General features: G+C 42.3%; 23 protein-coding genes. 6 read left to right on the top strand and 17 right to left on the bottom strand.

The window, feature by feature from the left end:
• Positions 1 to 93: 93 nt before the first annotated feature.
• Positions 94 to 435: a hypothetical protein gene (locus ACUNWA_RS04045; RefSeq protein ID WP_445590599.1), complete on the bottom strand. Its 342-nt coding sequence runs from the start codon at positions 433 to 435 to the stop codon at positions 94 to 96.
• 286 nt (positions 436 to 721) lie between these two features.
• The gene (locus tag ACUNWA_RS04040; RefSeq protein WP_445590598.1) at positions 722 to 1,657 is read right to left on the bottom strand and encodes a formylglycine-generating enzyme family protein; all 936 of its coding nucleotides are present in this window, start codon (positions 1,655 to 1,657) and stop codon (positions 722 to 724) included.
• 188 nt (positions 1,658 to 1,845) lie between these two features.
• Here ACUNWA_RS04040 and ACUNWA_RS04035 point away from each other — a divergent pair, with 188 nt between their 5' ends.
• Positions 1,846 to 2,454, top strand: a complete 609-nt coding sequence (locus tag ACUNWA_RS04035; protein ID WP_445590597.1) for a hypothetical protein — start codon at positions 1,846 to 1,848, stop codon at positions 2,452 to 2,454.
• Between the two features lie 28 nt (positions 2,455 to 2,482).
• On the opposite strand, the gene ACUNWA_RS04030 is transcribed toward ACUNWA_RS04035, so the two are convergent.
• Positions 2,483 to 3,949, bottom strand: coding sequence for an aminotransferase class V-fold PLP-dependent enzyme (locus ACUNWA_RS04030; RefSeq protein ID WP_445590596.1), 1,467 nt, complete (start codon positions 3,947 to 3,949; stop codon positions 2,483 to 2,485).
• Between the two features lie 193 nt (positions 3,950 to 4,142).
• Here ACUNWA_RS04030 and htpG point away from each other — a divergent pair, with 193 nt between their 5' ends.
• Positions 4,143 to 6,194 carry a molecular chaperone HtpG gene (gene htpG, locus ACUNWA_RS04025; protein ID WP_445590595.1) on the top strand — a complete coding sequence of 684 codons (2,052 nt, stop codon included), beginning with the start codon at positions 4,143 to 4,145 and terminating at the stop codon, positions 6,192 to 6,194.
• 243 nt (positions 6,195 to 6,437) lie between these two features.
• Here the strand turns inward: htpG and ACUNWA_RS04020 are convergent, their stop codons facing one another.
• From ACUNWA_RS04020 to ACUNWA_RS04005, 4 genes are all read right to left on the bottom strand, one after another.
• Entirely contained in the window at positions 6,438 to 9,635 is a 3,198-nt protein-coding gene (locus ACUNWA_RS04020; protein WP_445590594.1) for a carboxypeptidase-like regulatory domain-containing protein, read from the bottom strand.
• A 160-nt stretch (positions 9,636 to 9,795) separates the two neighbouring features.
• Positions 9,796 to 10,938, bottom strand: coding sequence for a helix-turn-helix domain-containing protein (locus ACUNWA_RS04015; protein WP_445590593.1), 1,143 nt, complete (start codon positions 10,936 to 10,938; stop codon positions 9,796 to 9,798).
• 258 nt (positions 10,939 to 11,196) lie between these two features.
• Positions 11,197 to 11,679, bottom strand: coding sequence for an Lrp/AsnC family transcriptional regulator (locus ACUNWA_RS04010; RefSeq protein WP_445590592.1), 483 nt, complete (start codon positions 11,677 to 11,679; stop codon positions 11,197 to 11,199).
• Between the two features lie 211 nt (positions 11,680 to 11,890).
• Complete coding sequence (locus tag ACUNWA_RS04005) at positions 11,891 to 13,165, bottom strand: mechanosensitive ion channel family protein (RefSeq protein WP_445590591.1); 1,275 nt, start codon at positions 13,163 to 13,165, stop codon at positions 11,891 to 11,893.
• 67 nt (positions 13,166 to 13,232) lie between these two features.
• Between ACUNWA_RS04005 and ACUNWA_RS04000 the strand changes: the two genes are divergently transcribed.
• On the top strand, positions 13,233 to 14,516 hold the full coding sequence (locus ACUNWA_RS04000) for a M64 family metallopeptidase (protein ID WP_445590590.1): 1,284 nt from the start codon (positions 13,233 to 13,235) through the stop codon (positions 14,514 to 14,516).
• Between the two features lie 59 nt (positions 14,517 to 14,575).
• Here the strand turns inward: ACUNWA_RS04000 and ACUNWA_RS03995 are convergent, their stop codons facing one another.
• Positions 14,576 to 14,911, bottom strand: coding sequence for a DUF6249 domain-containing protein (locus tag ACUNWA_RS03995; protein WP_445590589.1), 336 nt, complete (start codon positions 14,909 to 14,911; stop codon positions 14,576 to 14,578).
• Between the two features lie 317 nt (positions 14,912 to 15,228).
• Here ACUNWA_RS03995 and ACUNWA_RS03990 point away from each other — a divergent pair, with 317 nt between their 5' ends.
• A complete protein-coding gene (locus ACUNWA_RS03990; protein WP_445590588.1) occupies positions 15,229 to 15,804 on the top strand; it encodes an RNA polymerase sigma factor in 576 nt (191 codons plus the stop codon).
• A gap of 34 nt (positions 15,805 to 15,838) precedes the next feature.
• Positions 15,839 to 16,246: a hypothetical protein gene (locus tag ACUNWA_RS03985; RefSeq protein WP_445590587.1), complete on the top strand. Its 408-nt coding sequence runs from the start codon at positions 15,839 to 15,841 to the stop codon at positions 16,244 to 16,246.
• A 1-nt stretch (position 16,247) separates the two neighbouring features.
• On the opposite strand, the gene ACUNWA_RS03980 is transcribed toward ACUNWA_RS03985, so the two are convergent.
• The 7 genes from ACUNWA_RS03980 to mnmD form a co-directional block, all read right to left on the bottom strand.
• Positions 16,248 to 16,685 (bottom strand): energy transducer TonB, encoded by a 438-nt coding sequence (locus tag ACUNWA_RS03980; protein ID WP_445590586.1) that lies wholly within the window; start codon positions 16,683 to 16,685, stop codon positions 16,248 to 16,250.
• 83 nt (positions 16,686 to 16,768) lie between these two features.
• A complete protein-coding gene (locus ACUNWA_RS03975; protein WP_445590585.1) occupies positions 16,769 to 17,551 on the bottom strand; it encodes an NYN domain-containing protein in 783 nt (260 codons plus the stop codon).
• A gap of 93 nt (positions 17,552 to 17,644) precedes the next feature.
• On the bottom strand, positions 17,645 to 18,601 hold the full coding sequence (locus tag ACUNWA_RS03970) for a calcium/sodium antiporter (protein ID WP_445590584.1): 957 nt from the start codon (positions 18,599 to 18,601) through the stop codon (positions 17,645 to 17,647).
• 127 nt (positions 18,602 to 18,728) lie between these two features.
• Positions 18,729 to 19,097 (bottom strand): DUF3127 domain-containing protein, encoded by a 369-nt coding sequence (locus ACUNWA_RS03965; RefSeq protein ID WP_445590583.1) that lies wholly within the window; start codon positions 19,095 to 19,097, stop codon positions 18,729 to 18,731.
• 94 nt (positions 19,098 to 19,191) lie between these two features.
• A complete protein-coding gene (locus tag ACUNWA_RS03960) occupies positions 19,192 to 19,887 on the bottom strand; it encodes an FKBP-type peptidyl-prolyl cis-trans isomerase (protein WP_445590582.1) in 696 nt (231 codons plus the stop codon).
• Positions 19,888 to 19,907: 20 nt separating this feature from the next.
• Entirely contained in the window at positions 19,908 to 20,519 is a 612-nt protein-coding gene (locus tag ACUNWA_RS03955) for an FKBP-type peptidyl-prolyl cis-trans isomerase (protein ID WP_445590581.1), read from the bottom strand.
• 63 nt (positions 20,520 to 20,582) lie between these two features.
• Positions 20,583 to 21,242 (bottom strand): tRNA (5-methylaminomethyl-2-thiouridine)(34)-methyltransferase MnmD, encoded by a 660-nt coding sequence (gene mnmD / locus ACUNWA_RS03950; protein WP_445590580.1) that lies wholly within the window; start codon positions 21,240 to 21,242, stop codon positions 20,583 to 20,585.
• Between the two features lie 168 nt (positions 21,243 to 21,410).
• On the opposite strand from mnmD, the gene ACUNWA_RS03945 reads away from it, so the two are divergent.
• Positions 21,411 to 22,025 carry an L-threonylcarbamoyladenylate synthase gene (locus tag ACUNWA_RS03945; protein ID WP_445590579.1) on the top strand — a complete coding sequence of 205 codons (615 nt, stop codon included), beginning with the start codon at positions 21,411 to 21,413 and terminating at the stop codon, positions 22,023 to 22,025.
• A gap of 197 nt (positions 22,026 to 22,222) precedes the next feature.
• Here the strand turns inward: ACUNWA_RS03945 and ACUNWA_RS03940 are convergent, their stop codons facing one another.
• On the bottom strand, positions 22,223 to 23,671 hold the full coding sequence (locus ACUNWA_RS03940) for a TrkH family potassium uptake protein (RefSeq protein WP_445590578.1): 1,449 nt from the start codon (positions 23,669 to 23,671) through the stop codon (positions 22,223 to 22,225).
• Between the two features lie 12 nt (positions 23,672 to 23,683).
• The gene (trkA, locus tag ACUNWA_RS03935) at positions 23,684 to 25,018 is read right to left on the bottom strand and encodes a Trk system potassium transporter TrkA (protein WP_445590577.1); all 1,335 of its coding nucleotides are present in this window, start codon (positions 25,016 to 25,018) and stop codon (positions 23,684 to 23,686) included.
• Positions 25,019 to 25,114: the final 96 nt, after the last annotated feature.

The following is a 25,114-nucleotide window of genomic DNA, read 5'->3' as shown; positions in this document are numbered from 1 at the left end:
GTTACAAAAAAGGCTTGTGATTTAAAGCGATGATTGAAAAAAAAGGTATCCTGCAATAAAACAGAATACCTATTTCATGTGAGATCATTATTTCTACACATCAATAAAGTCAATATCACTTTCTTCATCCTTTGGAGGGCCTAGTTCGCTTTCTTGCATTTTTTGTCGTACCAAGCATTTGATCGTTTGGTACTCATTTGCCTTTTCCAGTGAGATGCTGGCCGATGTCGAAAAGATTGGGTTTTCCGGACCATTCATAAGTTGTGTGGTCGTTGATACAGTAATAATAACTCCCCAGTAGGTTTTGTCACCCTTGTTGACTTCCTGCTGTGTGATTGAGGTAATCGTTTGTTTTTTTGCGGCCGTCAGAACCACATCCAGTACATAGTTCTCCGTCGTTTTACTTAGGCTTAAGTAAGGTTTGTAGCTTTTCATAAATTTGCTTTTTGGAAATTATCCATGAAGTTAGAAATTAATCTGACTTTTTATGCGGTAAGCAATTAGAAATCGTTTCATTAAATAGAAGAAACAGGATTTTCTTCAATTTGTTTCTTCCAAAGAAGGATTAATTTTGTAAAGCTGCAAAGATTGGTTGTGTTACAGATGTAAGCTTCAGATTAATAGATGGGTATGTAGAGGGGAAGGGTAGTCGAATGTAACAGAAAAGGAAGAGCCCCGGACTTTGGGATAGAACGGGGCTCAGTCTTTTATTCGGTTCGAATTACTTTACATCAGCAGCACACCGAAAACCAGTATTGAAAAGCGAGGTTTCGTGTGAGTTAAACGATCGTCCGGAAACGGTAAAACTATCTTCGCCATTTTGGTCAAAAAAGAAAGAGCCACCACGGATTACTTTTACAGTTTCATCTTTGCGGAAAGGCATGTTGTTTCCCGGATAGGGCTGATACGTATCGGCACACCAGTTCCAGACGTTGCCACCCATATCGGTCAGACCGGCTTCGTTTTTGCCAAAGGCCCCAATCGGCGAAGTCAACCGGTAGCCATCTTCATTGCTGTTGTGGTTGACCTCGTCGCCTTGCCAAACATTGGCTTTGTACTGTCCGTTTTCAACGAGCTGGTCGCCCCAGCTAAAACGTTGTTCGCTGTTTTTGCCGCTTTTGGCAGCTACTTCCCACTCGGCTTCGGTGGGCAGTCGCTTACTGGCCCAGGCAGCGTAGGCTGTCGCATCGTTCCAGCTCACATGCGTCACTGGATGATTATCGGCCGCTTTGTTGTTGTCAGGCCCCAAAGGGTATTCCCAGTTGACGCCTTTTGTCAATTCCCATTGGTTGGTGGTGAAGTTGAAAACGCCGGAATCGCCAAACCTGTCGGCCTCGGTTTTATAGCCGGTAGCTTTTATAAAGGCTCGGAACTGCGCTACGGTTACGGGTGACTGGTCGATGTAAAAGGCGTTTAAGTCAACGGCATGTACCGGTTGTTCATTGGGCAGGCCTTTTTTACTACCAACAAAATAGCTTCCATCCGGAAATTGCACCATGTTGGTGTAGTCGGGAGCCGTTTGTGCAGTAAATTCTGAAAGCTCCGGTTGCTGTGTTTTATCTGGTTGGTTGACTGCTTGCTTTGAACTTGTTGAGGAGTTGCTACAGGAAGCTATTAGGCATCCGGTAATTGCGATGGTTAAAAGTTTAATTTGCATGTTGGGCTTATAAAATTTGAGGCCTAAAATTGCTGAATTCTATTGGTTATTCAAAATGGAAAGCGCAGTCGTTAGCAGATGAAGCTTCTTCTTTGTCAGCGAAAAGATCGTCCACTTGTCGAATAAATTTTCGAATACCAAAAAGTTGTTGTTCTTTTAAAGTCGTAAAACCTTAAAAACCAAACATCATGAAACGGAAAGCATTTCTATTGACAGCTATTCTTTTGGTCGTGATATCCGGCTGTATGGTTGTTTCATTCTACCCCTTATATTCGGAAGATGATTTATTTGCCAATGATTTGTTGCTCGGTGAGTGGATGGATTCGGATTCTGCGGTATGGGCCTTTGAGTTTAATTACAAAGGGGAGCAAGTGGCTGAAAACTTAGATAGTACCGCTTATATTTTGCGAATCAGGGAGAATGGGGAGGAGCATTTCTCCAAAGAATCCTTTCTTGTTCATCTGATTAAGCTTGAAGACCACTATTTCCTGAATTTTAAACTGGATCATTATTTTGGGAAAGACCCTGATTTTTTCGACATGCACCTGGTGTCTGTGAATAGTTTTGCCCGGCTGAAACTGAGTGCCAACGGTGCTCAAATCAATTGGTTTGATCTGGATTGGTTGGAAGATCTAATTGAGCAAAACCAAACCCCAATTGCGCATGAAAACAATGGCGATCGTATTCTGTTAACCGCCAAAACGCCGGAGCTTCAAGATTTTGTCATTGAATATGCTAATTCGGAAGCTGCTTTTAAAAACGGTATGTCTTCTTCTATGACACGGATTGAAAGATGATTTGGCTGTTTTCAATCATGTCGAGCCTTTAAAGTTCAAACCATTCTTCTGCCTTTAGGTGGTAATCTTTCTCATCTTTGTGTCGAAAGGTATTGGTGCGGGGAACAGGTTCATAGTTTTCGCAGTAGCTGTTGCTATTAGCAATGATGTCTTTTAGCGCCTCAGTAAACAAGCGGACCTCTGCATCGGTCATTGTTGGGTGGAGCGACCAACGCACCCAGCCTGGCTTTTCCGATAAATCGCCCAGGTTAATTTGCTCGGTAATTTCTGACGAACGCTCGGCGGTTACTTCCAGCAAAAAGTGACCATAAGTGCCTGCACAGGCACAGCCGCCACGCACCTGAATTCCATAGCGATCGTTAAGCAGCTGAACCAATAAGTTGTAATGAATTCCGGGAATATAAAATGAAATGACCCCCAGACGATCTCGGTCCTGATCAGCCAGAATCTTGACCTCCGGAAGGCTGTCCAGCCCTTCAAAGGCAAGCTGCAGCAGTTCCTCCTCTCGGGCTCTGATTTTATCAATACCCATTTGGTCTTTCAGCTGAAAGCAAAGGGCCGTTTTTATGGATTGCAAAAATCCCGGAGTCCCGCCATCTTCGCGCGCTTCAATATTATCAACATACTTATATTTCCCCCAAGGATTGGTCCAATCTACCGTTCCGCCACCTGGGTGGTCGGGCACGGTGTTGTGGTACATCGACTTGTCGAATACCAGTACACCGGAAGATCCGGGGCCGCCCAAAAATTTGTGAGGCGAAAATAAAATGGCATCCAGCTTCATCATGGGGTCTTCCGGGTGCATGTCAATCTCTTCATATGGAGCCGAAGCGGCAAAATCAATGAAAGCCACGCCCCCAAACTCATGCATGATTTTAGCCAATTCGTGGTAAGGCGTACGAATGCCCGTTACGTTGGAGCAGGCAGTGAATGAGCCTATTTTAAACGGACGGTCTTTATATTCTTCCAGTTTTTTACGTAGATTTTCCGGGTTCACCAACAGGTTTTCTCCTGGTTCAACAATAACGACATCTGCAATGGTTTCGTACCAGCTGGTATGATTCGAGTGGTGCTCCATGTGCGTAATGAAAACCACCGGTTTTTCGCGTTCATGGATACACTTTTTTCCGGATATTTTGCCGCAGACCTTCAGCCCTAAAATACGCTGAAACTTATTGATGACCGTGGTCATTCCAAAGCCGGCAGTGATAATGACATCATTGGAGCCGGCATTGACATGGTTTTTTATGATTTGATGAGACAACTGATAGGCCTTGGTCATCAGGGCCCCTGTTTCGCTGGTTTCGGTGTGGGTGTTGGCCACAAACGGACCAAACTGTTCCAGTAGCTTTTGCTCAATGGGACGGTACAATCGTCCGCTGGCAATCCAGTCGGCATAAAGAATTTTTTTGGTCCCAAACGGGCTAGTAAACGATTGGTCAACACCAATAATGTTTTCCCGAAACGAGTTAAAATAATTTTCTAGTTGGCTCATCTTGCTTTTTATTGTCAACGAGGGCAAAATAACGGGTTTCAACTGACATATAAACAGAAAAAAGTCATTTTTTTTTAGCCTGAATTGTAGGTGTGGAGAATTGATGGTGACAATTCGTCATTTTTTTGAAATGGCATAGGCTTTGAAAAAGACCAGCCGTAAAATTGATGTTAAACTAAAAAAATAAATAGCGATGCAAAAAGGTAAAATTGGCGTTTCAAGTGACAATTTATTCCCAATCATCAAAAAGTTTTTATACTCAGATCACGATATTTTTCTTCGTGAAATTGTATCAAATGCGGTTGATGCTACTCAAAAGTTGAAAACATTAGCCGGACGTGGCGAAACAAAAGCCTCGGTGGAAGATGCTAAAGTGCGGGTTTCGTTGGATGAAGCAGCGAAGACAATCACCGTTTCGGATAACGGTATTGGAATGACAGCTGACGAAATTGAGAAATATATCAACCAGATTGCTTTTTCGGGAGCCAATGAGTTTCTCGAAAAATACGAAAGCGATGCCAATGCCATTATCGGGCATTTTGGTCTTGGGTTTTATTCTTCCTTCATGATCTCGGATAAAGTAGAGATTGTAACGAAATCGCACAAGGAAGGTTCGACTGCTGTAAAATGGTCATGCGATGGAAGCCCGGAGTACAGTATTGAAGAAGCCGATCGTGATGGCGTTGGAACAGACATCATCATGTATGTGAATGACGACTCCAAGGAGTTTCTGGAGAAAGCACGACTTTCTGAAATCCTGAATAAATACTGTAAGTTCTTGCCCGTTCCGGTGGTGTTCGGAAAACAAACCGAATGGAAAGATGGACAGGAAGTAGAAACCGAGAACGACAACCAGATCAACGAAGTTAGTCCGGCATGGACAAAAGCTCCGGTTGATTTGAAGGAGGAAGATTACGCTTCGTTTTACCGCAAGCTCTATCCTATGGGCGATGAGCCACTATTCAACATTCACCTGAATGTGGATTATCCGTTCAACCTGACCGGAATTTTGTACTTCCCTAAATTGAAGAACAGCATTGAAGTTCAGAAAAATAAGATTCAGTTGTACTCGAACCAGGTTTTTGTAACCGATTCAGTAGAAGGTATTGTGCCTGAATTCCTGACTTTGCTGCATGGGGTGATTGATTCGCCTGACATTCCGTTGAACGTTTCTCGTTCTTACCTTCAAAGTGATTCGAATGTGAAAAAAATTAGCAGCCACATCACCAAAAAAGTGGCCGACCGCTTGCAGCAGCTGTTTAAAGACAACCGCGAAGATTTTGAAAAGAAATGGGATGATCTGAAGATTTTTATCGAGTATGGTATGCTGACCGATGAGAAATTTGCTGAGCGGGCCATGAATTTCTTCCTGTTTAAAAATACAGAAGGTAAATATTTCACTTTCGAAGAATATGAAAAACTGATTAAGGAAAATCAGACCAACAAAGACAATAGTTTGGTTTACTTGTACACCAGCAATTTGGATGAGCAGTACACTTTTGTACAAACCGCTAAAGATAAAGGCTATGATGTGCTGATTATGGATAATGTGTTGGCTACACCCCTGCTGAACAAGTTTGAGCAAAAATATACCGACAAGCGCTTTGTTCGGGTTGACTCGGATGTGATTGAAAATCTGATTCAGAAAGAAGAGGCGAAGGAGGAATTGAGTTGGGATGAAAAAGAGGAATTAAGCCCGGTTTTTCAAGCAGTTTGCCCCGAAAGCAATGGCGTGAATTACATTGTCGATTTCAAAGATCTGGGAGAAAGCGGGCAGCCTATTGTAATTACCCGGAACGAATTTATGCGACGTATGAAAGATATGGGGCAATTGCAGGGTGGTATGAGTATGTACGGTGATTTGCCCGAAAGCCTGAACCTGGTTGTCAATACGGGGCATCCGTTGGTGCAAAAAGTGCTGGAAGCCAAAGAAAACAAGATGGATCCGGATTTTGCCACCATCAAAGATGAACTGACCGCTAAAAAGCAAGAGCGCCAGGAGCTTGAAAAAGCGAAAGAAGGGAAGCAAGACGAAGAAGTTCCGGCAGCAGACAAAGAAAAATTGGAAGACCTAGGTAAGTCGATTACTGAGCTGGAGCAACAAAAACGTGAAAAGCTGATCGACTTTGGTAAAAAGAATAAGCTGACCAAGCAGTTGGTTGACCTGGCTTTGTTGGCTAACGGCATGCTGAAAGGCGAAGCGTTAGACCAGTTTGTGCGCCGTAGCGTAGATCTGATAAAATAGGTACATATAAATACCAATATAGCTTGAATTTAAAAGAGCGATTAGGCGAAAACTGGTCGCTCTTTTTTTATTCGTCCGCTATAGATTGATAATTCCAGGTGGTGCTGAAAGCCTCTCTTTGCTAGTGTTCGCTAGAGGGGCGGTGTATCTGGCTGTTGTTTTGCTTATTTAGTCGATTGATGCTCCATCCAAAGTAAATACTTACACCACACAATTGATTGTTTTTTTTATTTAAGTACGTCGTTAAAATTCAATTTTATAGCTGAGATTAGGAATTACAAGATCATCATATTGAGTGTCGATTGTATTGGTTTTAAGATTGTAAAAGTCTTTTGAATATTGTTCGGCACCGCCAGCATTTAATACCTGAAGCGACCATACCGATGAGTATTTAGCTTTGTTTTTTCGGTACGAAAGGGTGAACGAAACCAATGGTAAATCATCGTGCTTTTTACTGAATGCCACATTGCCGTTAGTTTCACCATACACCACATCCTGTTGTTGTATCGATACATTCCTATCGATTGGTTCAATTCGGTTGCCACCTAAATAATTCATCCGGATATTTGCACTCAGAATATTGTTTTGGCTAATTTGCCACTCTTTGCCGACCATCAGGTTAAAAACATAATTCCGATTAAACCGGGTATTTCTTTCAATCCCATCGGCAGCTGAATATTTTGAATCGAAAACTGAAGCCGTTAGCATGTAGTAGTAGCCTTTGCTAAGAAATTTTTCCAGCGTAAAATCGATTCCGATATTCCATCCTGTGCCTTCGCTTACAAGCGCGTCGTTAAAGAAAAGATTGTTGCTATTATTCAAGGTTGAGATATATCCGGCAGGAGCTACCGGAACATTTTTTAGTTGCTGGTAATAGGGTTCGATGTTTACGTGCAGGTTATCGGTAAGTTTTGCATGATACGAAAAAATATAGTGTGATGATTTCATAAAATCAAGATCCTTGTTGGGTGACTTTCCGTTTACCGATGCAAAATAAACCGACAATTGTTCCATTTTACTGTGAATACCATAAGCAAAACCAAGGTTTTGTTTATGGTTAATATGGTATTTTACACCCAAACGGGGTTCAACTGACAGCTTCTTGTTTAGCAGCAAATATTGTGCATTGATTCCTGCATTAAGCACAAGGTACGGTGTTAAATTAATTTTCGATTGCGAAAAGGCTTGGATAAATCCGGTGTTGCCTGTTTGATTGGCAATTTGCACAGGCGATTCTCCTTCTGCAAGCGATTCTTCCACATCCAGTCCATAAAAATGGTGCGCATAACGAAGTCCTGTTTTATTGGTGTGTCTCTCATTAAGACGTTTGGTGATTTCACTTTTCAGGGTGATACTGCTGGTGTTGTTCTCGGCTTTCGATTGTGGCTGTGCTTCCAGGTTGTAATCCAATCGTTCTTCAGAAAAATCTAATCCGCTACCTGTAAAGGCAACCGAGGTTTTCAGGAATGTATTGCCGGGTAAATTAATTTTATGCGTCAAAGTTGTGGCATACATGTGCATTGATGTTTTTGAATTGTCGCGGTCGAAATTCGATTCCCAGTCAACACGATCAATAGCTTCGTTGTTTATGCCATCACTCGTACCAATTCCCCAAAGGGTGAACGTTCCGTGTTTTTTTGTCCGGAAATTGGTTTTAAACGAAAGGTCCTGATATTTTAAAACGCCCGCATCGCTGGGAAGAAGTGGCGCAAGCAGCGCCATCGTTGAATTCCGGTAATTCACAATATAGGTGGCATCTGAGTTTCTATTAAGTGGTCCTTGAGCCATCGCTCCAACGCCCAATATTCCGGTTTCAAATGCATAGTGTTGTTTGCTGCGGTTCCCTTCACGCAATTTTATATCGAATACCCCCGACGAAGCATTTCCATATTCTGCCGGGAAAGCTCCCGTGTAAAAGTCGCTGTTACCCATCATTTGACTGCTGATGGCCGACATCAATCCGCCACCTGCAACGGTTAGGTTGGCAAAGTGATTTGGATTTGGAACCTCGATACCTTCGATGTGCCACAAAAGCCCGTCGGGATTATTACCACGAACCGATATTCCATTGTCGCTAATGGATGGATTTGCTACCCCGGCAAACGATGTTGCCAGGCGTGCCGGGTCATCTAGTCCCCCTGCATAACGCTGTGTTTCTTCCACCGTAAACTGGCGACTACTAACGGTAGTCATACTATTTAGCGGTGTCGATTTATTCACACGAACCACTACTTCATCCAATTCAGCATTGCCTGGTTGCAGGGCAATATTCAAATGAACAAGTTGTCCGGAACTAACCAGCAACTCTTTAATTTCATAGGTATCGTATCCGACCATCGAAACGGCAATCGTTTGGCGTCCGACTTTTACATTGTCAAGTACAAAAACTCCATTTGCATCCGAAACTGTTCCGATTAATGGGGCAGTATCTTTTACAATAATAGTAGCGAATGGCAACGACTCCTGGGTTATATCATCGAATACTTTTCCATTAATGGTTTGTGTGATTTCCTGAGCCAACAATCCGGTTGAAGTTCCTAATAAAAGCAAGCCCAAAACAAACAAGCGAGCAACGGCCCCGATATTTTTATACAACGTATTGGTTTTGGGTTGTGAGTCAGACGCTACTTGTTCTTTTACAAAAAAAAATGATTTGTCGTTGATTATAATATAACATGCAAAAAGTGATAACAGTCCGGTTTGAATAACTTTGTTCATGGGGTGCGTGGCAAATATTTCATTAAAAAATCCGGCACCTATATGAAAAATAATAGGCAGAATGATATTCCGATTGGCTTTGTAGTAGATCCAGTTCATGATGATTACAAACGGAATTAGGCTGACCAAAAAATTTGCTGAATAAATCCAACCCTCTTCAACTAAATTACTGTGGTAATAGTCTTTTATAGTTGAAAGAGGAAAGTGCCAGATTCCCCAGTAAAGCGCGAATAGCATCGATGTTGTAAAAAGGTTGAACCGAGTGCGAAGAGCATCAGTGCCATATGAATGCCAAGCAAGCTCTTCGAGCAAAGGGGCAATAATGAGCATAAACCAAACAGGGAAAACACCCGATGTAAACGAAAAGGATTCAGCAAGCTGAAACTGTTCAGCACTATATCCAAGCAAAAGAGAGACTGCCTGTGCCAATAAGATGCTAATAGGCATGAGCACAAAAGCGAGAACGAGGTAAGTCGAATTGATACGTTTAAAGTTGAAGATACGCTGGTTTAAATCGCGTAGTATTTCTTTATTGCTCTTTGCTAGAAAAATGGTAATGATTGGCGGAGAAAGTAGTCCCAGGAAAGCAATGATGCTTGCCCAATTGTTTGTCGCGAAACTCTCGGTTTTAAAGTGGCTAATATAGCCTGCTAAAAACCATAATGTCCAGGGAATAAGTGTTGATAACCCAAAGAACAAACCTGGTTTTTTGTAAATGTTCATGACTTCCGTGATTTGAATTATTTATGGTGCAAATATTCAACAGAATTCAAGGCGGATCGCCCCAGCGTGAAAGACGAAGCGTTTTTAGGAGTACAGTCCGGCAGGGGTGGACGTACTAGCTGCACATTACCAATTGATTAAGCAATCGGAGTGAGGCTTGTTAATTTTTTGGGAAAGCATCTTCTTTATTCAAATTAGCCAAATATTGAGAAGGTGTTTCTAATTTGAGTTTCTTAAAAACGGTATTGAAAGACGATTTTGAGTTAAACCCTGAGTCAAGCGCATGCGCAAGCAAACTAAAATCAGTATTGGATTGTGCTCTTGTTATAAACTCCTCGACTCGGTATTTATTTACGAAGTCATAAAAGTTTACATGCTCGTATTGGTTTATTAGTTGCGACATGTTATTGGCTGACATTTCTAAGCGCAGCGAAAGCTCATTCAACGTGAGTTTAGGGTTCAAATAAGGCTTTTCAGCCTCCATGAGATGAAGCAATTCTTTGTGTTTTTCAATGGCTGTTTCTGTTTTCAACCCCGATTTCTTATACTCACTTCCGGCAGTTACCAATTCCTTTTCATTGTTAATGGTATTTAAAAACAGCCCTTCCTGACGAATGCCCGAGTAACCAACAAAAACAACAAAACCAACAATAATTGAATAAAACAAGATATCGGCATTAAACGGAAACTCAAAGCCGATCGCTTCGCGTAATACCAAGACAATAGCTGCGGTAATAAAAACTAAGCCTATGGCAACAATTGCGTATTTAAGCCAATTGAGACTAATACCGCTATCGTATGAGAAATTGTCGAGCACCATTTTTTTGTGCTGAAGTAGTTTTCGGTATGAAATAATGGAGTATCCTATTCCCGAAACGAGGAACCCGATGAGTAAAACAGTTGAAAATACACTGTAATCATTAATAAGTCCTTTGTCGACCGCAACCTTTTCTTCCGCTGAATAGAAAAAATAAAACGGCATCATATACAAATAGGAAAGCAAAGCAGGCGCATAATGTAGATAATCGATTGGTTTTAAGTGGCTGCTTCGTCGGATGGAATAAACTAAATAGAGATATAAAAATGGACCGTATAAGAAGGGGAGAGGCGTTGTAATTCCAATTAAATGAGGGTATAGTTCCCAATACCCATTGTAGTTAATGTAATAGCCTGTTAAGTGAATTCCTATGGTCACCAGCCACAATGATAAGATATTGTCGGTTAGTGCTTTATTATCTTTAGCGAATAAAAGTATACTTAGGAAAAAGGATAAAACAATTCCAATATTTAAAACAGTTGACATTGTACTGTATGCGTTTATTTCTTTCTAAAAGTACTAATTTAAGCTAATTCCAATAACAAGCGAACTTTTAATTGGCATCAAGCTTTTATTGCTTAACTCACCGTCCAATCAGGTGTAGCAACTCCTTTCAACGGCCATTTGGGGTTTTTGGACTGCTCTGCAAGCGTTTTGAACGGTTTGGGGCGGATGGCTGAATTGGTTAAAACAAAAACGCCCCCTTTTGTAGAAGGAGGCGCTCAAGTTATTTGTCTTGTCATATTATTTTATTGGTACCTGACGTTTAAATTCCATTTCCAGAGAAATGAATGTTTCCGTACGTGCAATACCATCTACTTCCTGCAATTCCTCATCGATAATGCGTTTGAGGTGATTGTTGGTTTTGGTTTGTATTTTTACAAAAATAGCATACGAACCAGTGGTGTAGTGACATTCAACAATCTCAGGAATCTTTTTCAGGGCTTCAACCACTTGGGTGTGGTACTTGGCTTTATCAAGGAAAAGTCCCATATAAGCGCAAGTGTTGTACCCCAACTTCGAAGGGTTAACAATAAATTCACTTCCCGAAACCACTCCCAAATTCAGCAAGCGTTGCACGCGTTGGTGAATCGCTGCACCCGAAACACCACATTCACGGGCTACCTCCAGGAAGGGAATTCGGGCATTTTTTGTTATTAATCGAAGGATTTTCTCATCCAACTCGTCAATTTGTGGTAGCGGAACTGTAGTTTGGTCTTGATTCATTCTAAATGTTTTTTCAACTTCGAGATTAAAAGCTAAAGATATAAAAAATCAACTATTATTAATTAACCGTATTTTATAACTGGTCATTTGTAATGATTCGTAAGTAAATGCTAAAAGATGGTTATAATATAGTTGTTTCAGATATTGTCGGCGAAATTAGCTTATTTTTTTAAATTACCGCCTTCCGACTCACTGAAAAAATAAATACTTGCTAGCGCTTTTGAATGGGCGTAATGGCTTGACTCAAAAGATCAGAGATGTCGTTACCACTCGGACTTTGGAATACGCGAAGGTCAAATTCTGGTAAAATAGCCAGCACATGGTCCATAATGTCGGCCTGAACCTCCTCGTATTTTGCCCACTCCTGGTCTTTACTGAATACATAAAACTCCAGTGGGAGTCCTTTTTCTGACGGTTGCAGATGACGAATCAGAAAGGTCATATTCTGGTTAATCTTGGGATGTTGGCGCAAATAGTTTTCCACGTAATGACGAAAAATACCAAGGTTGGTTTGTCGCCGACCATTATACACGTCGCCTTCTTCGATCTGAAGTCTTTTATTGTATTCCTGTATTTCTTTTTCCCGGTCATGCAGGTAATCTTTTAGCAGGTAGAAGTGACTTAACTTATCCAATAGGGCCTTATCGCAAAAACGTACACTGCGCATATCCAGGTTGACTGATCGCTTAATGCGGCGGCCGCCGGACTCTTCCATTCCTACCCAGTTGTTAAACGATTCGGACACCAAAGCATAGGTTGGAATGGTGGTAATGGTTTTGTCCCAGTTTTGCACTTTTACCGTGTTCAGGCTGATATCAATCACGGTGCCATCGGCATTGTGGCTGGGCATGGCGATCCAGTCGCCCGGCTTAAGCATTTTGTTGGCTGACAGCTGAATACTGGCAACAAGACTTAAGATGGTATCTTTAAAAACCAAGAGAAGTATAGCGGCAACAGCTCCTAAACCACCGATCAGAATGAGAGGTGATTCCCCAATCAAAATGGAAATGAAAAAAATGACGGAAACGCAAATGATCAGGATTTGCAGCAGCTGAATGTACCCTTTGATGGGACGATTGACTGCATACGGTGTTGTTTGGTAAATATCGTTGGCCGCATTGGCCAGGCGAACGGCAAACAGGGTAATGATACTAACAAAGTAGATGCGGGCAAGGCCGAGCAAGAAATCGCTAATAAATTCACTATCGGAAAAACCGTAGGTGTAATAAAGTAGAAATGCTGAGGAAAGGTGGGCCAATGCGCTAAAAACTTTTCGCTTAACGAGAAAATCATCCCACTTTGTTTTTGTTTTGGAGGCAAACTGATGAACGACTTTAGCCAAAATGCGGCGGGTAAGCCAATGAACAGCGCGAGCTACCAAAAACAAAACAATAAGGCAGGTGAATATCGCAATTGAATTTGCTGTCGCATCCGGAAGGTTCATGTCGCGAAGCAGGGTTTTGAAAAATGATAAGAGATAGTTCATATGATATAAATCAAGAGAATTTGTGGAATTGTGATTAATTTTAGGAGTTAAATTTAATGATTTTGTTATGATTAGAAAATGGAAATTAGTCAGCTTGTTGCTTATGGTTTTTCCACAGTTTCTGCTTGCTCAGCCCGAGTTCTCAGACTGTTTCATCAATAAGACTTTACGAATTGATTATTTGCTAAATGGCACCGATCAAACGGCTGAGGTTATTGTCAAACAATTAAAGAAAGAGCCGTATTATGGTGGTTCGCATGTTAATTTGGTTGAGCCCAACCCGATGGGGACCTATCGCTATCAGCTGATGGATGAGGCTAGCCAGGAAGTGATTTTCTCCAGAGGATTTAGTCCGATCTTTCAGGAATGGCAGACAACCGGTGAAGCAAAGAGGCGAAAAGGAAGCTTTTACCAGGTTGCTATTTTCCCTTTTCCAAAGAAAATATGTCGTTTTATCATTGAGCAACGCAATTGGGAAGGTGAGTTTGAGACCGTTTTTAGTACAGAAATTGATCCTAAAAATTACTTCATTCTGGAAGAGAAGGTGCCGGAATATGCGATTGAAGAATTGTCGGTTCAGGGTAGTCCTCAAACCAAGGTTGATGTGGTGATTTTGCCGGAAGGCTATACGGCTGATGAAATGGATAAGTTTGTAGCCGATGCCAAACGCATGATCAAGGTCTTGTTTGAAGCCGAACCATTTGATGGTCATCAGCAGGATTTTAACTGGTATGCGGTGAAAGTGCCTTCTATGGAGTCGGGAACTGATGTGCCTGGAGAGCATAGTTATAAAAACACAGCTTTCAACTCGCATTTCTACACGTTCGACACCCCACGTTACCTCACCACGCAAGATATGCTTTCCATCCACGATGCTGCATCAGTCGTGCCGTACGATCATATTTACTTGCTGGTTAATACCGCCCGGTATGGCGGTGGTGGTTTTTATAATTTTCTTTCAATCACCTCGGTTGATGATTCGCTGGCGGAAAAGGTGTTTATCCATGAGTTTGGCCATGGTTTTGCCGGACTTGCAGATGAGTATTATTCCTCGGGGGTGGCTTATAGCGATTATTACAACCTGGAGGTTGAGCCTTGGGAAGCGAATATTACCACGCTGGTCGATTTTAAATCGAAGTGGGCTGATATGATTGATGAGGCTACGCCGCAGCCAACTCCCCGCACTGCGAAGTACAATGATGTGCTTGGCCTTTTTGAAGGAGGGGGTTATAGCGAAAAAGGAATTTACAGTCCGGTGATGGATTGCCGTATGAAGAGTAATGGACCCAATGATTTTTGTCCGGTCTGCCAAAAATCCATTGAACAGGTGATTCAGTGGCACTGCAAATAAAAGCAGAACGCCCTTCAGTATTTACTGAAGGGCGTTCTGCTTGTTGGTCTGTTGAGTGTTTATTTGTTCGTTTTTTGGGCTTGCATCCAATAGCCGGCCACTAAGCCGAGTCCTCCAAAGAGGAAGATCATGGAGACATACGCCGTGCCTTCTTCAAGTGAGGAGGCATTGGCCAGGATATTGCCGAACAGCACACCGATGGCAACACCAATAAATAATAAGCCAGTTTTCAGTGTTAGAAAATTGGAATATTTTCCTGCTCCCTTGAAAATCGTTGGATCGGTTCCCTTTTCAATCATTGCCATTCGCTCTTTGTTGCGTGTAGTCAGAAAGACGTAAACCATAGCAAAGATAAAGGCGAAAAAACTTACTGGAATTACAATTGCTTCATTCATAGCTTTATGTTTTAATTGTTGCTTTTCATTTTGTCGACCTTATGACGCCTTTTTGGGGTTTTGGTTACAAACTGCCTGCTTTTTTTTAGATCAAGTTGAATAAGAGCCGACCGATGTTGTTGTTGTTGTTGTTGTTGTTGTTGGCTATCAAATGCCTGATGCTCCAATTCCCGGGGGTACAACTGCTAGTCGATAAGCTGCCTGTTGAACGTGTTTTACGCGAATAATGCCCCACGTATTGAAATAGAGCAGAGCTCACAAGAATATTTTTCGTATTTTTTGTAACCGAAGGCCAAATCATTCGTCAAAAATGTAGCATGAACCTAAAGGACGATCATTATTATATTGACCGAGTGAGGGGAGGCGATAACTCAGCCTTTTCTTATTTGGTTGAAAAGTACCGCGACATGGTCTATGGATTGTCGTTGAAAATGCTGAAGAACACGGAAGATGCAGAAGAGTTGGCGCAGGATACTTTTGTGAAGGCCTTTCAGTCCCTTGGAACGTATAAGGAAAAGTCGAAGTTTTCGACCTGGCTTTACCGGATTACCTACAATGGGGCGATCACGATTCTGCGAAAGCGGAAAGTAGAGCTTCACTCCCTGGATGAGCAGCAGCTGTCGGATCAGGATGAAATGAGTATTAACAGTCGGCTGCATGAAATTGACAAGGAAGAGTTGGCCGAGAGTCTGAAAAAGGCTTTGGGAACTTTGCCACAGGATGATCAGGTTTTGATTACTTTGTTTTATTACGAAGAACAGCGAGTGGAAGATATTGTACATATTACCGGTTTGAGCGAGAGCAATGTGAAAGTGAAAATACACCGGGCACGAAAAAAAATGTATGGCTATTTAAAGGAAAATCTGGAAGAAGCCGTTTTTAGTGAATTGTAAGCTTACGGATTAAAAAGGAGAGAAAGGACACGTTATGGAAAAGATAGATCATAATTTCAGAGAGTTGATGAAATCGTACCAGCCGGAGAAAGCCCCGGGCGATTTTACCCTTCAGGTGATGAACCGGATTTATGCTGAATCCAATCGGATTTCGGAATACAAACCCGTATTGAATAAATGGTTTTTACGCGCGATGTATTTTCTGATTGGTAGCTTTGTGGTGTTTTCCATGTTTAGCTCAGGTGCTGGTCAATCCGCATCGGGCAAAAGCAAATTCTTTGGTTGGTTACCCCAGCTTGACTGGTCTGGCGCTGCTGATGCGGGCGAGAAAATCACCGGTGTTCTGGGTGGTTTACCTCAATACATGGTTGTCATTTTCTTATCGGCCACCTTTTTGTTGCTGCTTGATCAATGGATTTTGAAACGCAAAAACATAGGCTAAATCAGGGCTTAGACTGAAAGCTAATGGGCATGCTCATGCTAACACGGACTATCTCATCGCCATTTTTTCCCGGCACCCATTGGGGCATGGTTAACAGTAGTCTTTTTACTTCTCTCTCATAGCCCGGGCAGTTGTCCAGCCCTTGGCGAATGTTTACCTGGCTGATGGTACTATCCTTTTCCACCACAAAACTCACCAGCACTTTTCCTTGGCAGTTGGGAGCCGGAAGCCGCAAGCTGTCTTGTATGTAAAGCATAAAACTTTCGTTCAGCGAAGAACCTCCTTTGTAATGAAAGGAAGGAAGCTCGCTGGCAATAAACCAAATTTGCTCATTCTGCTCTTGAGACGACGCGGTGTATGGGATAGAAAACAGCAGTAGCAGCGAGGCTAAGAGCTTCATAGCACTTGTGAATGAATAGCAGGCATACATCAGTTTCATTGGCTGCGTATTGGCGTGATTGTTGACTGAAACAGACAAAAATTGTACAACAGATTTTCTGGTTCTTACTTTGTTGAGGAGAACTACTTTCGGCTGCGTGTTTTTGTTTTGGCAGGTTTGGTTTTCTGCTTTTCTTTCTTCCTCACATAAATCAATTTAAGCTGTCCTTTGGTGTTTTCCCGTTGGTCAATTTCAAAGTCTGGAATTGATTTTATCAGGGGCGTTAGCTTCTGAAAGCCATAGTTTCGCGAATCGAAGTTGGGTTGTTTCTTTTGAATCAGGTTCCCCACATCACCAAGAAAAGCCCAGCCATCATCATCCGCCAAATCAGAAATGGAAGAGGCAATCAACCGAATGACTTTAGGCGTAATTTTATCCAGATTATTCTTGGGTCTTGCTTTGCTTTCCGTTACTTCCGACTCGTTTTCCTCAGGTTCGTTTTTCAGAATCTCGATGTAAATAAACTTATCGCAAGCCACAATGAAGGGGTCGGGAGTTTTCTTCTCGCCAATGCCAAATACTTTCATCCCCGCTTCGCGCAGACGCGTAGCCAGCCGGGTGAAATCGCTGTCGCTCGACACTAAACAAAAACCATTCACTTTCTCCGAATAAAGAATGTCCATGGCATCGATAATCATAGCCGAGTCGGTCGCATTCTTTCCCGTAGTGTATCCGTATTGCTGAATGGGAGTGATGGCGTTTTCCAGGAGCAGGTTTTTCCAGCGCGACAGGTTCGGTTTGGTCCAGTCGCCATAAATTCGCTTGATGGTTGGGTTGCCATATTTGGCTATTTCTTCCATCATTTCTTTGACATAGGCCGATGGTATATTGTCGCCATCGATTAATACGGCTAGTTTTAAATCCATTGTTGAAAATTATTTTTTGCAAATTAGCTATAATACGATAATAATGCACCACGGAGAGCTAAAAAATAAAATGACTTAGGAATTGAAGAACGGCTAAAGTTCCTTGCTTATGATGAACATGAAGTAGCCTGCATAAATTAGTAAAAGCAAGCCCGCTTCCCAGCGGTCCAGTTTTTTTTTCTTCCCAGTAAACATGGCGATAAACAAGATTAAGGTTCCAATACATAGGAGGTACATGTCGGTATTGAAAACCCGGTTATACTCAATGGGGCTCAATAGCGAGCTTACACCAAGTATTAAAAAGATGTTGAAGATATTGGACCCGATGATGTTTCCAACGGCAATATCATTGTTCTTTTTCAGCGCGGCCACAACAGATGTTGCCAGCTCGGGCAGCGAGGTGCCCAGAGCAATAATTGTCAGCCCTATGATTTTTTTACTTACCCCAAGTGCGGTGGCCATACTGACGGCATTGGTAACCACCAGTCGTCCGCCAATAATTAGGCCGGCCATCCCAATAAGGATTAAGAACCATAGCTTTAGTGGGGTGAATTGTTTCTGATGTGGGATAACCTCTTGTTTGTCGGTTTTGAGCTGCTGGTACACGTAAACTAAAAAGGAGCCAAACAGCATAAGCAGGATTAGCCCGTCAAGCTGCGAGAGCCTGTGAGAGGCGGGCAAAAGAAAATCGTTGGTCAACACGATTAACAAAAGTGCCGCAAAGAGGGAAAGCGGAATCTCTTTCCATACAGTACTTGACTGCACTACCATGGGTGTAATGAGGCCGGCAATTCCGAGGATAACAAATAAATTGATGTTATTACTTCCGATGACGTTGCCAAAAACCAGGTCGTCATGCCCTTGAAGGCTTGAATATATGTTAACAACCAGCTCGGGAGCCGAGGTGCCAAAGGCAACAATGGTTAGGCCGATAGCTAAATCGGAGATATGATACTTTTTGGCTAGCGATGAAGCTCCGCGAACCATCCAGTCAGCTCCTTTAATGAGCAAAAGTAACCCAAATACCAGCAATAAAATTTGTATAGCCATAAATTTTTACAAACTAAACGATAGTAAAACTATAACAAGATAGGCTAAAAACAGTTTGATTGGGTCGTGAATTCACGAGGGAGCAAAAAAAAGCGGAGTTTTAAAACTCCGCTCCGTCTGTATTTTCTTAAAATGGTAAATCATCTTGGTTCCCTGATTCTGGTGGAATATCATCGGGAGTGAACTCAGGAGGCAAGTTGCCTTGTGGCCCATTGGCAGCCAAGCGGTCAATGCGCCAGGCATTGATATTGTGATACCAGCGACCGTTGAATTCACGGGATTCAACCGAGAAAGAGACATTTACATCTTCACCGGTGTTTAATCCCTGCAGTAGCGATATTTTATCATTAAACAAGGTAAAGCATACTTGTTTGGGGAACTGATCATCTGCTGTTTCAATGACAAACTCTTGTTTTTTCCAATCTTTCCCGGCTTTACTCACTCCGGAAGTTACATCTAAGATTTGGTTGATTTTTCCTTTTACTTCTAAACTCATTGCTTCAATATTTTTCTGTTGCCAAAAATAGGGAGAAAAAAATACCCCTGAGAAAAAAATTCCAGGGGTTTATAAAAAAGTTTTCAAGAATTGTTTATTTCACAATCTCTAAAAGCTCAACTTCAAAGATCAGCGTTTCGTTAGGACCAATGTCAGCACCGGCGCCACGTGGGCCATAAGCCAAGTTGCCCGGAATGTAAACTTTCCATTTTGATCCAACAGGCATCAGCTGTAAGGCTTCAGTCCATCCTGGAATAACTTGTCCAACTCCAAAAGTTGCAGGTTCGCCACGCTCTACTGAGCTGTCAAATACAGTTCCGTCAATCAGGGTTCCTGTGTAGTGAACTTTTACTTGTTGTTCTGCTGTTGGTTTTGCGCCATTACCGGCTTCAAGTACTTCATATTGAAGACCACTTTCGGTAACAACAATACCGTCTTTTTCTTTATTAGCGGCTAAAAAGTCTGCTCCAGCTTTTTCGTTGTTAGCACCTTCTGCTTCAGCCAATTTTTGGAAGTAAGCCTGAATAAAAGTACGAGCTTCTTCGAGGGTCATTTTAGTTTCTTCACCGTTCAGTTGCTTTTCAAAAGCGGTAACTAAAATCTCTGTGTTGAAATCATCAGAACCAGTTGATTCCAGTTGCTGCTTGTTTTGATCTCCTACTAAAACGCCAATGGCATAACTTGCTGAATCTGCGCTTGTGGCAAGGTTTTCATTGCGAGAACCTTGAGGTTGACATGCTGCCAGTACGACTACTGCAGCCAATAAAAAAAGAATTGATTTAAATTTCATGTTTGATTTTGTAAATATAATTAGACGATTTCTAGTAATTCAACTTCGAAAATGAGGGTGCTGTGAGGACCAATCGCACCGCCGGCTCCACGATCGCCATAGGCTAAATCAGAAGGAACAAATAAACGCCATTTTGATCCGGTAGTCATCATTTGAAGGGCTTCAACCCATCCTTGAATAACACCGTTAACCGGAAATGTAGCTGGTTCGCCTCGTTGGACAGAGCTGTCGAAAACAGTTCCGTCAATCAATGTACCATGGTAGTGACATTTTACCTCATCTGCTGGACTTGGCTTTTCGCCGTCACCTTCTTCCAATACCATGTATTGAAGTCCGCTAGCAGTTTCATTAACTCCTTCTTTTTCGCGGTTTTCAGCTAAAAATTGAAGGCCTTGCTCCAGGTTTTCTTTTCCTTGACCATTTTGTTGTTTCTCCATGAACTCTTGCAAGATCTTGTTCGCTTGATCGGGGGTTAATTGTGGTTCTTTACCCGTGAAAATATCTTCGAGAGCCAGCATGAAACTGCTTGGTTCAATTGTTTTTACTCCTGATTGGATGAGATTGCTTGAAATGCTTAATCCTAATGCATAACTAAACTCTTCCAGTTCTCCTTTAAACTTCTGTTCTGACATAAAATTCTAATTTTTTTAAGAGCTACGAATATAATGGAATTTTTACGATATCCCTGATGTTCATCAGGCTTTCTCACCCATCAACATTTGTCGTTTCCCGGGAGGGCCGGGCAGCCGTTGCATGAGGAAGCCATTTTTTTGTAGCGAGCGTCGAATAACTCCTTTGGCACAATAGGTTGTGATGATTCCACCAGTCTGGCATTGGGCGCTGATTTTGTTGAAAATAGCATCGGTCCACAAGTCTGGTTGTTTGTCCGGTGCAAAAGCATCGAAGTACACCAGGTCGAATAGCGGTAGGGCAGATAGATCAACTGTAGAAAGATCGGCCTGCAGTTTGGTGAGCTCAAAGCCCGGTGCGACTTGAACCGGTTTTTCCCATTCGCATTGGTGTAACTGCAGAAATAGCGATTGGGTTTCATCATCGTCATTTTGGGCGTAGTTTAGCTGGCTGTATTCGGCTTCCGTAAGCGGGTATTTTTCGAGTGAAAAGTAGCGAATGGTTTTCCCCTGACCATGCAGCAAACTGAGCAGGGCATTAAGTCCGGTGCCAAATCCTACTTCCAGAATGTTGATTTCGGATTTGCTGCAGCGGTGCAGTCCATTGGCGATAAACACATGCATCGATTCCTGTATGGCTCCGTGGATAGAGTGAAAATGCTCATCCATCTCGGGCAGGTAAAGGGTATGCGATCCGTCTTCGGTCAGTTTTAGGAATCGTTTCATTGTTTGCGGGTTTCAATTTAATTTCCAGATCGATCAATGAGCTTCCCAAATCTTGGTTTTAAAAGGGGACAGCTTCGTGTAATGTTTTTGTTGCGCGCGAATTTCGGCATTTTCTTCTTGACTTCCATATTTTTATGCTAATTTTGGGAGGCTTTTTAACTGATTGTTATGCTGATAAAATTATACGAAGAAAATCCGAATCAGCGCGAGATTGAAAAAGTACTTGAGGTCTTGCGGAATGGTGGAATCATCATTTATCCAACGGATACGGTGTACGGTATTGGTTGCGATATTACCAATGTAAAAGCAGTGGAGAAAATTGCGCATTATAAAAAGGTTCAGGTTGAAAAATCGAACATGTCATTTATTTGTAGCGATTTGAGTCACTTGTCGGATTATGCCAAGCCCATTTCGAATACGGTTTTTAAACTGTTGAAACGGAATTTGCCGGGGCCTTTTACCTTTATTTTGGAAGCTAACTCCAAGGTGCCCAAATATTTTAAAGGGAAGAAGAAGACTGTGGGGATTCGTGTTCCCGACAATAATATCATCCGTGAAATCGTCCATCAGTTGGGCAATCCCATTCTTTCTACTTCGGTATACGATGAGGATGCGGTTATCGAATACACCACTGATCCGGAGCTGATTCATGAGAAATATGAAGATTTTGCTGACCTTGTTATTGATGGTGGCTATGGGCATAATGTGGCGTCAACAGTCATTGATTGCACCATGGACATGCCAACCATTATCCGTCAGGGAAAAGGTATCGTTCAGGAATAAGTACTCTCGTATTTTATCTGTCCCAATCGAATAGCCACGAAGCTCCTATTATCTGTTTAAAGGGGAAATAAGACTTTCTTATCGAACGTTTTTGAAGGCCAACAACTTAATGACTTATTGAGATTCATTCGTTGTTCTTTTAGCTAATTGTGCATAGTCTACTTCAACGGTTTTTCGTTGCCTTTAAGGTTCTGTTTTTATTTCTTCCAGAAAGCAGGCGAGAAAAGAACCAAAACGGTAAATAACTCCAAGCGTCCCAAAAGCATCAGAAAAGACAAGAACCATTTTCCAGCCGGATGGACATGGTGAAAATTCTCAGCCGGGCCAACATTTCCAAGCCCTGGTCCAATATTTCCCAGTGAAGTGGCAATAGCTCCCATTGCCGATTGCAGATCAGGTTCAACCAGTGTATAGAGGATGGTGCTGATAAAGAAAATGATGAAATAGAACATGAAAAAGGCTAGCACATTGGTAATGATTTGTTCCGAAACGGCGCGTCGGTTGAATCGAACCGGGATGATGGCATTGGGGTGCAGCAGGCGTCGAAGTTCATAATAGCTGTTTTTCAGAAGTAAAACAACTCGCATAATTTTGATTCCTCCACCTGTTGATCCGGCACTTCCTCCAAAAAAGAAGAGTGCAAAAATAATGATGGTCAGAAAAGGTGTCCAGGTCAGGTAGTCTGCCGTGGCAAAGCCGGTAGTGGTTATGATGGATACAACCTGAAAGAGCGCATCTCTGAAAGCCAGCTCGAAGCCCAGCTGGGTTGAAATGAGGAGGCCACTGAAAATAATGGCAGTAAATCCAACAATAAAAAGGATATAATATTTAAATTCTTCGTTTTTATAGACTTTCTCAAATTTGCCGTGAATGGCTAAATAGGCAAGCGTGAAGTTGGTTCCGGCCAAAAACATGAAAAAGATAATGACATACTGAATAAAGGGGGAGGACCAATAGGCGACAGAAGCCTGTTTGGTCGAATAACCTCCGGTGGCCATGGTGGTGAATGAGTGGTTGATCGCATCGAATAAGGTCATGCCGCCAACCCACAGAAGGATGGTTTCCATAACGGTAAACCCGAGGTAGATAATCCATAAGCTTTTGGCTGTCTGCCGGATTCGAGGACTGATTTTATCGGGTGTTGGTCCCGGAACTTCAGCGGCAAATAGCTGCATTCCCCCAATTCCGAAGATAGGCAAGATGGCTAATGATAATACGATAATTCCCATTCCACCAAGCCATTGAGTCATGCTTCGCCAGAAAAGAATTCCATTGGGAAGCGATTCAATATCATTTAAAATGGAGGAGCCGGTTGTCGTAAATCCGGACATGGTTTCAAAAAAAGCATTGGTTAAGTTAGGAATTGAATGGCTAAATAGGTATGGTAAACTACCAAAAAAGGAAAAGACCACCCACACCAAACTAACGATTACAAATCCTTCGTGTTTGCCAATCTTTTTGTCCGCTTTTTGGGTGGATAGCAAAGTAGCTGATCCAACCCCAATACTAATGAATGCTGACTTTAATAAAGCGAATAGTCCGGCATCCTGGTAGATGGCAGAGACCCCCATGGCAATAAGCATGGAGACACCCTCGACAACCAACAAAAAACCCAAAACGCGAAAAACTATTTTGAAGTTGAGCATAGCCTTGTCGAATTACTTGAAATATTTATCCAGTTTTTGAATGGCCGATGGCAAGGCGAAAACAACAACCTTATCGTTTTCCTGGATGTGTGTATCTCCTTTGGCGACATGGCCTTTTGTACCCCGGACATATCCTCCGATTATGGCATCACTCGGAAACTCCAGATCTTTAACAGGGTGCTCGGTAATCCGTGAGCCTTCTTTGGCAATAAATTCAAAAACCTCGGCATCGGAAGCGGTCAGGCATTTGGCCTGCGCAACTTTAGCTCCAAGTGTGTATTTGTAGATGTAACTAGCTGCAATCAATTTTTTATTGATCAAGCTGCCAATGTCCATGCTTTCGGCAATGCCCATAAAGTCAATGTTTTCAACCTCGGCAACCGTTCTTTTTACGCCCAGGCTCTTGGCCAGGTGGCACGATAAAATATTGGTCTCAGAATTTCCGGTAACGGCAATAAAAGCATCCATCCGTTCAATCCGTTCTTCTTTCAACAACTCGAGGTTTCGACCATCGCCCTGGATAACCAGAATGTTTTCAAATCGATCGGCAACTTGCTGACTGCGGATTTTATCACTCTCAATCACTTTAATGTTGTAGCTGTCGCCTAATCGTTCAACGGTTTTTTGTGCTATTCGGCTGCCACCTAAAATCATGACGTTGCGAACAGCAAAAATCTCTTTCCCAGCCAGTTCAAAAACCCGATTCTGATTGGCGCGTGTAGTAATGAAAAAGACGATATCTCCGTTGTGAATACAATCTTTCCCGTTGGGGATGATCGTTTCGCTTTCTCGGTTGATGGCTACCGCCCGAATATCGGAGTTGATGGATGTTAATTCTTCGAGTGATTTATTCAGTATGGGGGCATTCTCACGGATTTTGACTCCCATAAGGGTTAGTTTCCCTTGCGAGAACTCAATCATTTGGCGGGTACCCACCTGCTTAATTGAAGATGCAATTTCTTTGGCGGCTAAACTTTCAGGGTAAATTAGTTCATCAACACCGAGGTTCCGGAGCTTTTCCTTATACTTTTCGGTCAGGTATTCACCTTGGTTGATTCGGGCTACAGTACGTTGAACTCCCATGTCTTTAGCTTGAACGCAGGCGAAGATATTTCGCTCTTCGTAGGGCGTTACGGCAATAAACAAATCAGCTTTGGCCAATCCTGTTTCCTTTAGGTCGCGAAAGGAATTGGCATAGCCCGTAACGGTTAGCAGATCCACTTGACTGGAAATGTGGTAAAGTTTATCTGCATCTTCGTCCATTAACACAATGTCATGGTTCTCCTTGCTCAGCATCTTGGCAAGGTGTGTTCCAACTTCGCCGGCACCTACAATAACAACCTTCATATCTCGTTACTCTTTTTTCTAAAATTTTGCCTGCTAAAGTAAGGCATAAAAACAACAATTTCCACGCTTTTGGGCTTGTTTTTCGGGTGTTTGACC

The organism is Sunxiuqinia sp. sy24, from assembly GCF_052677165.1.
This window is presented reverse-complemented; position numbering and strand designations above follow the sequence as displayed.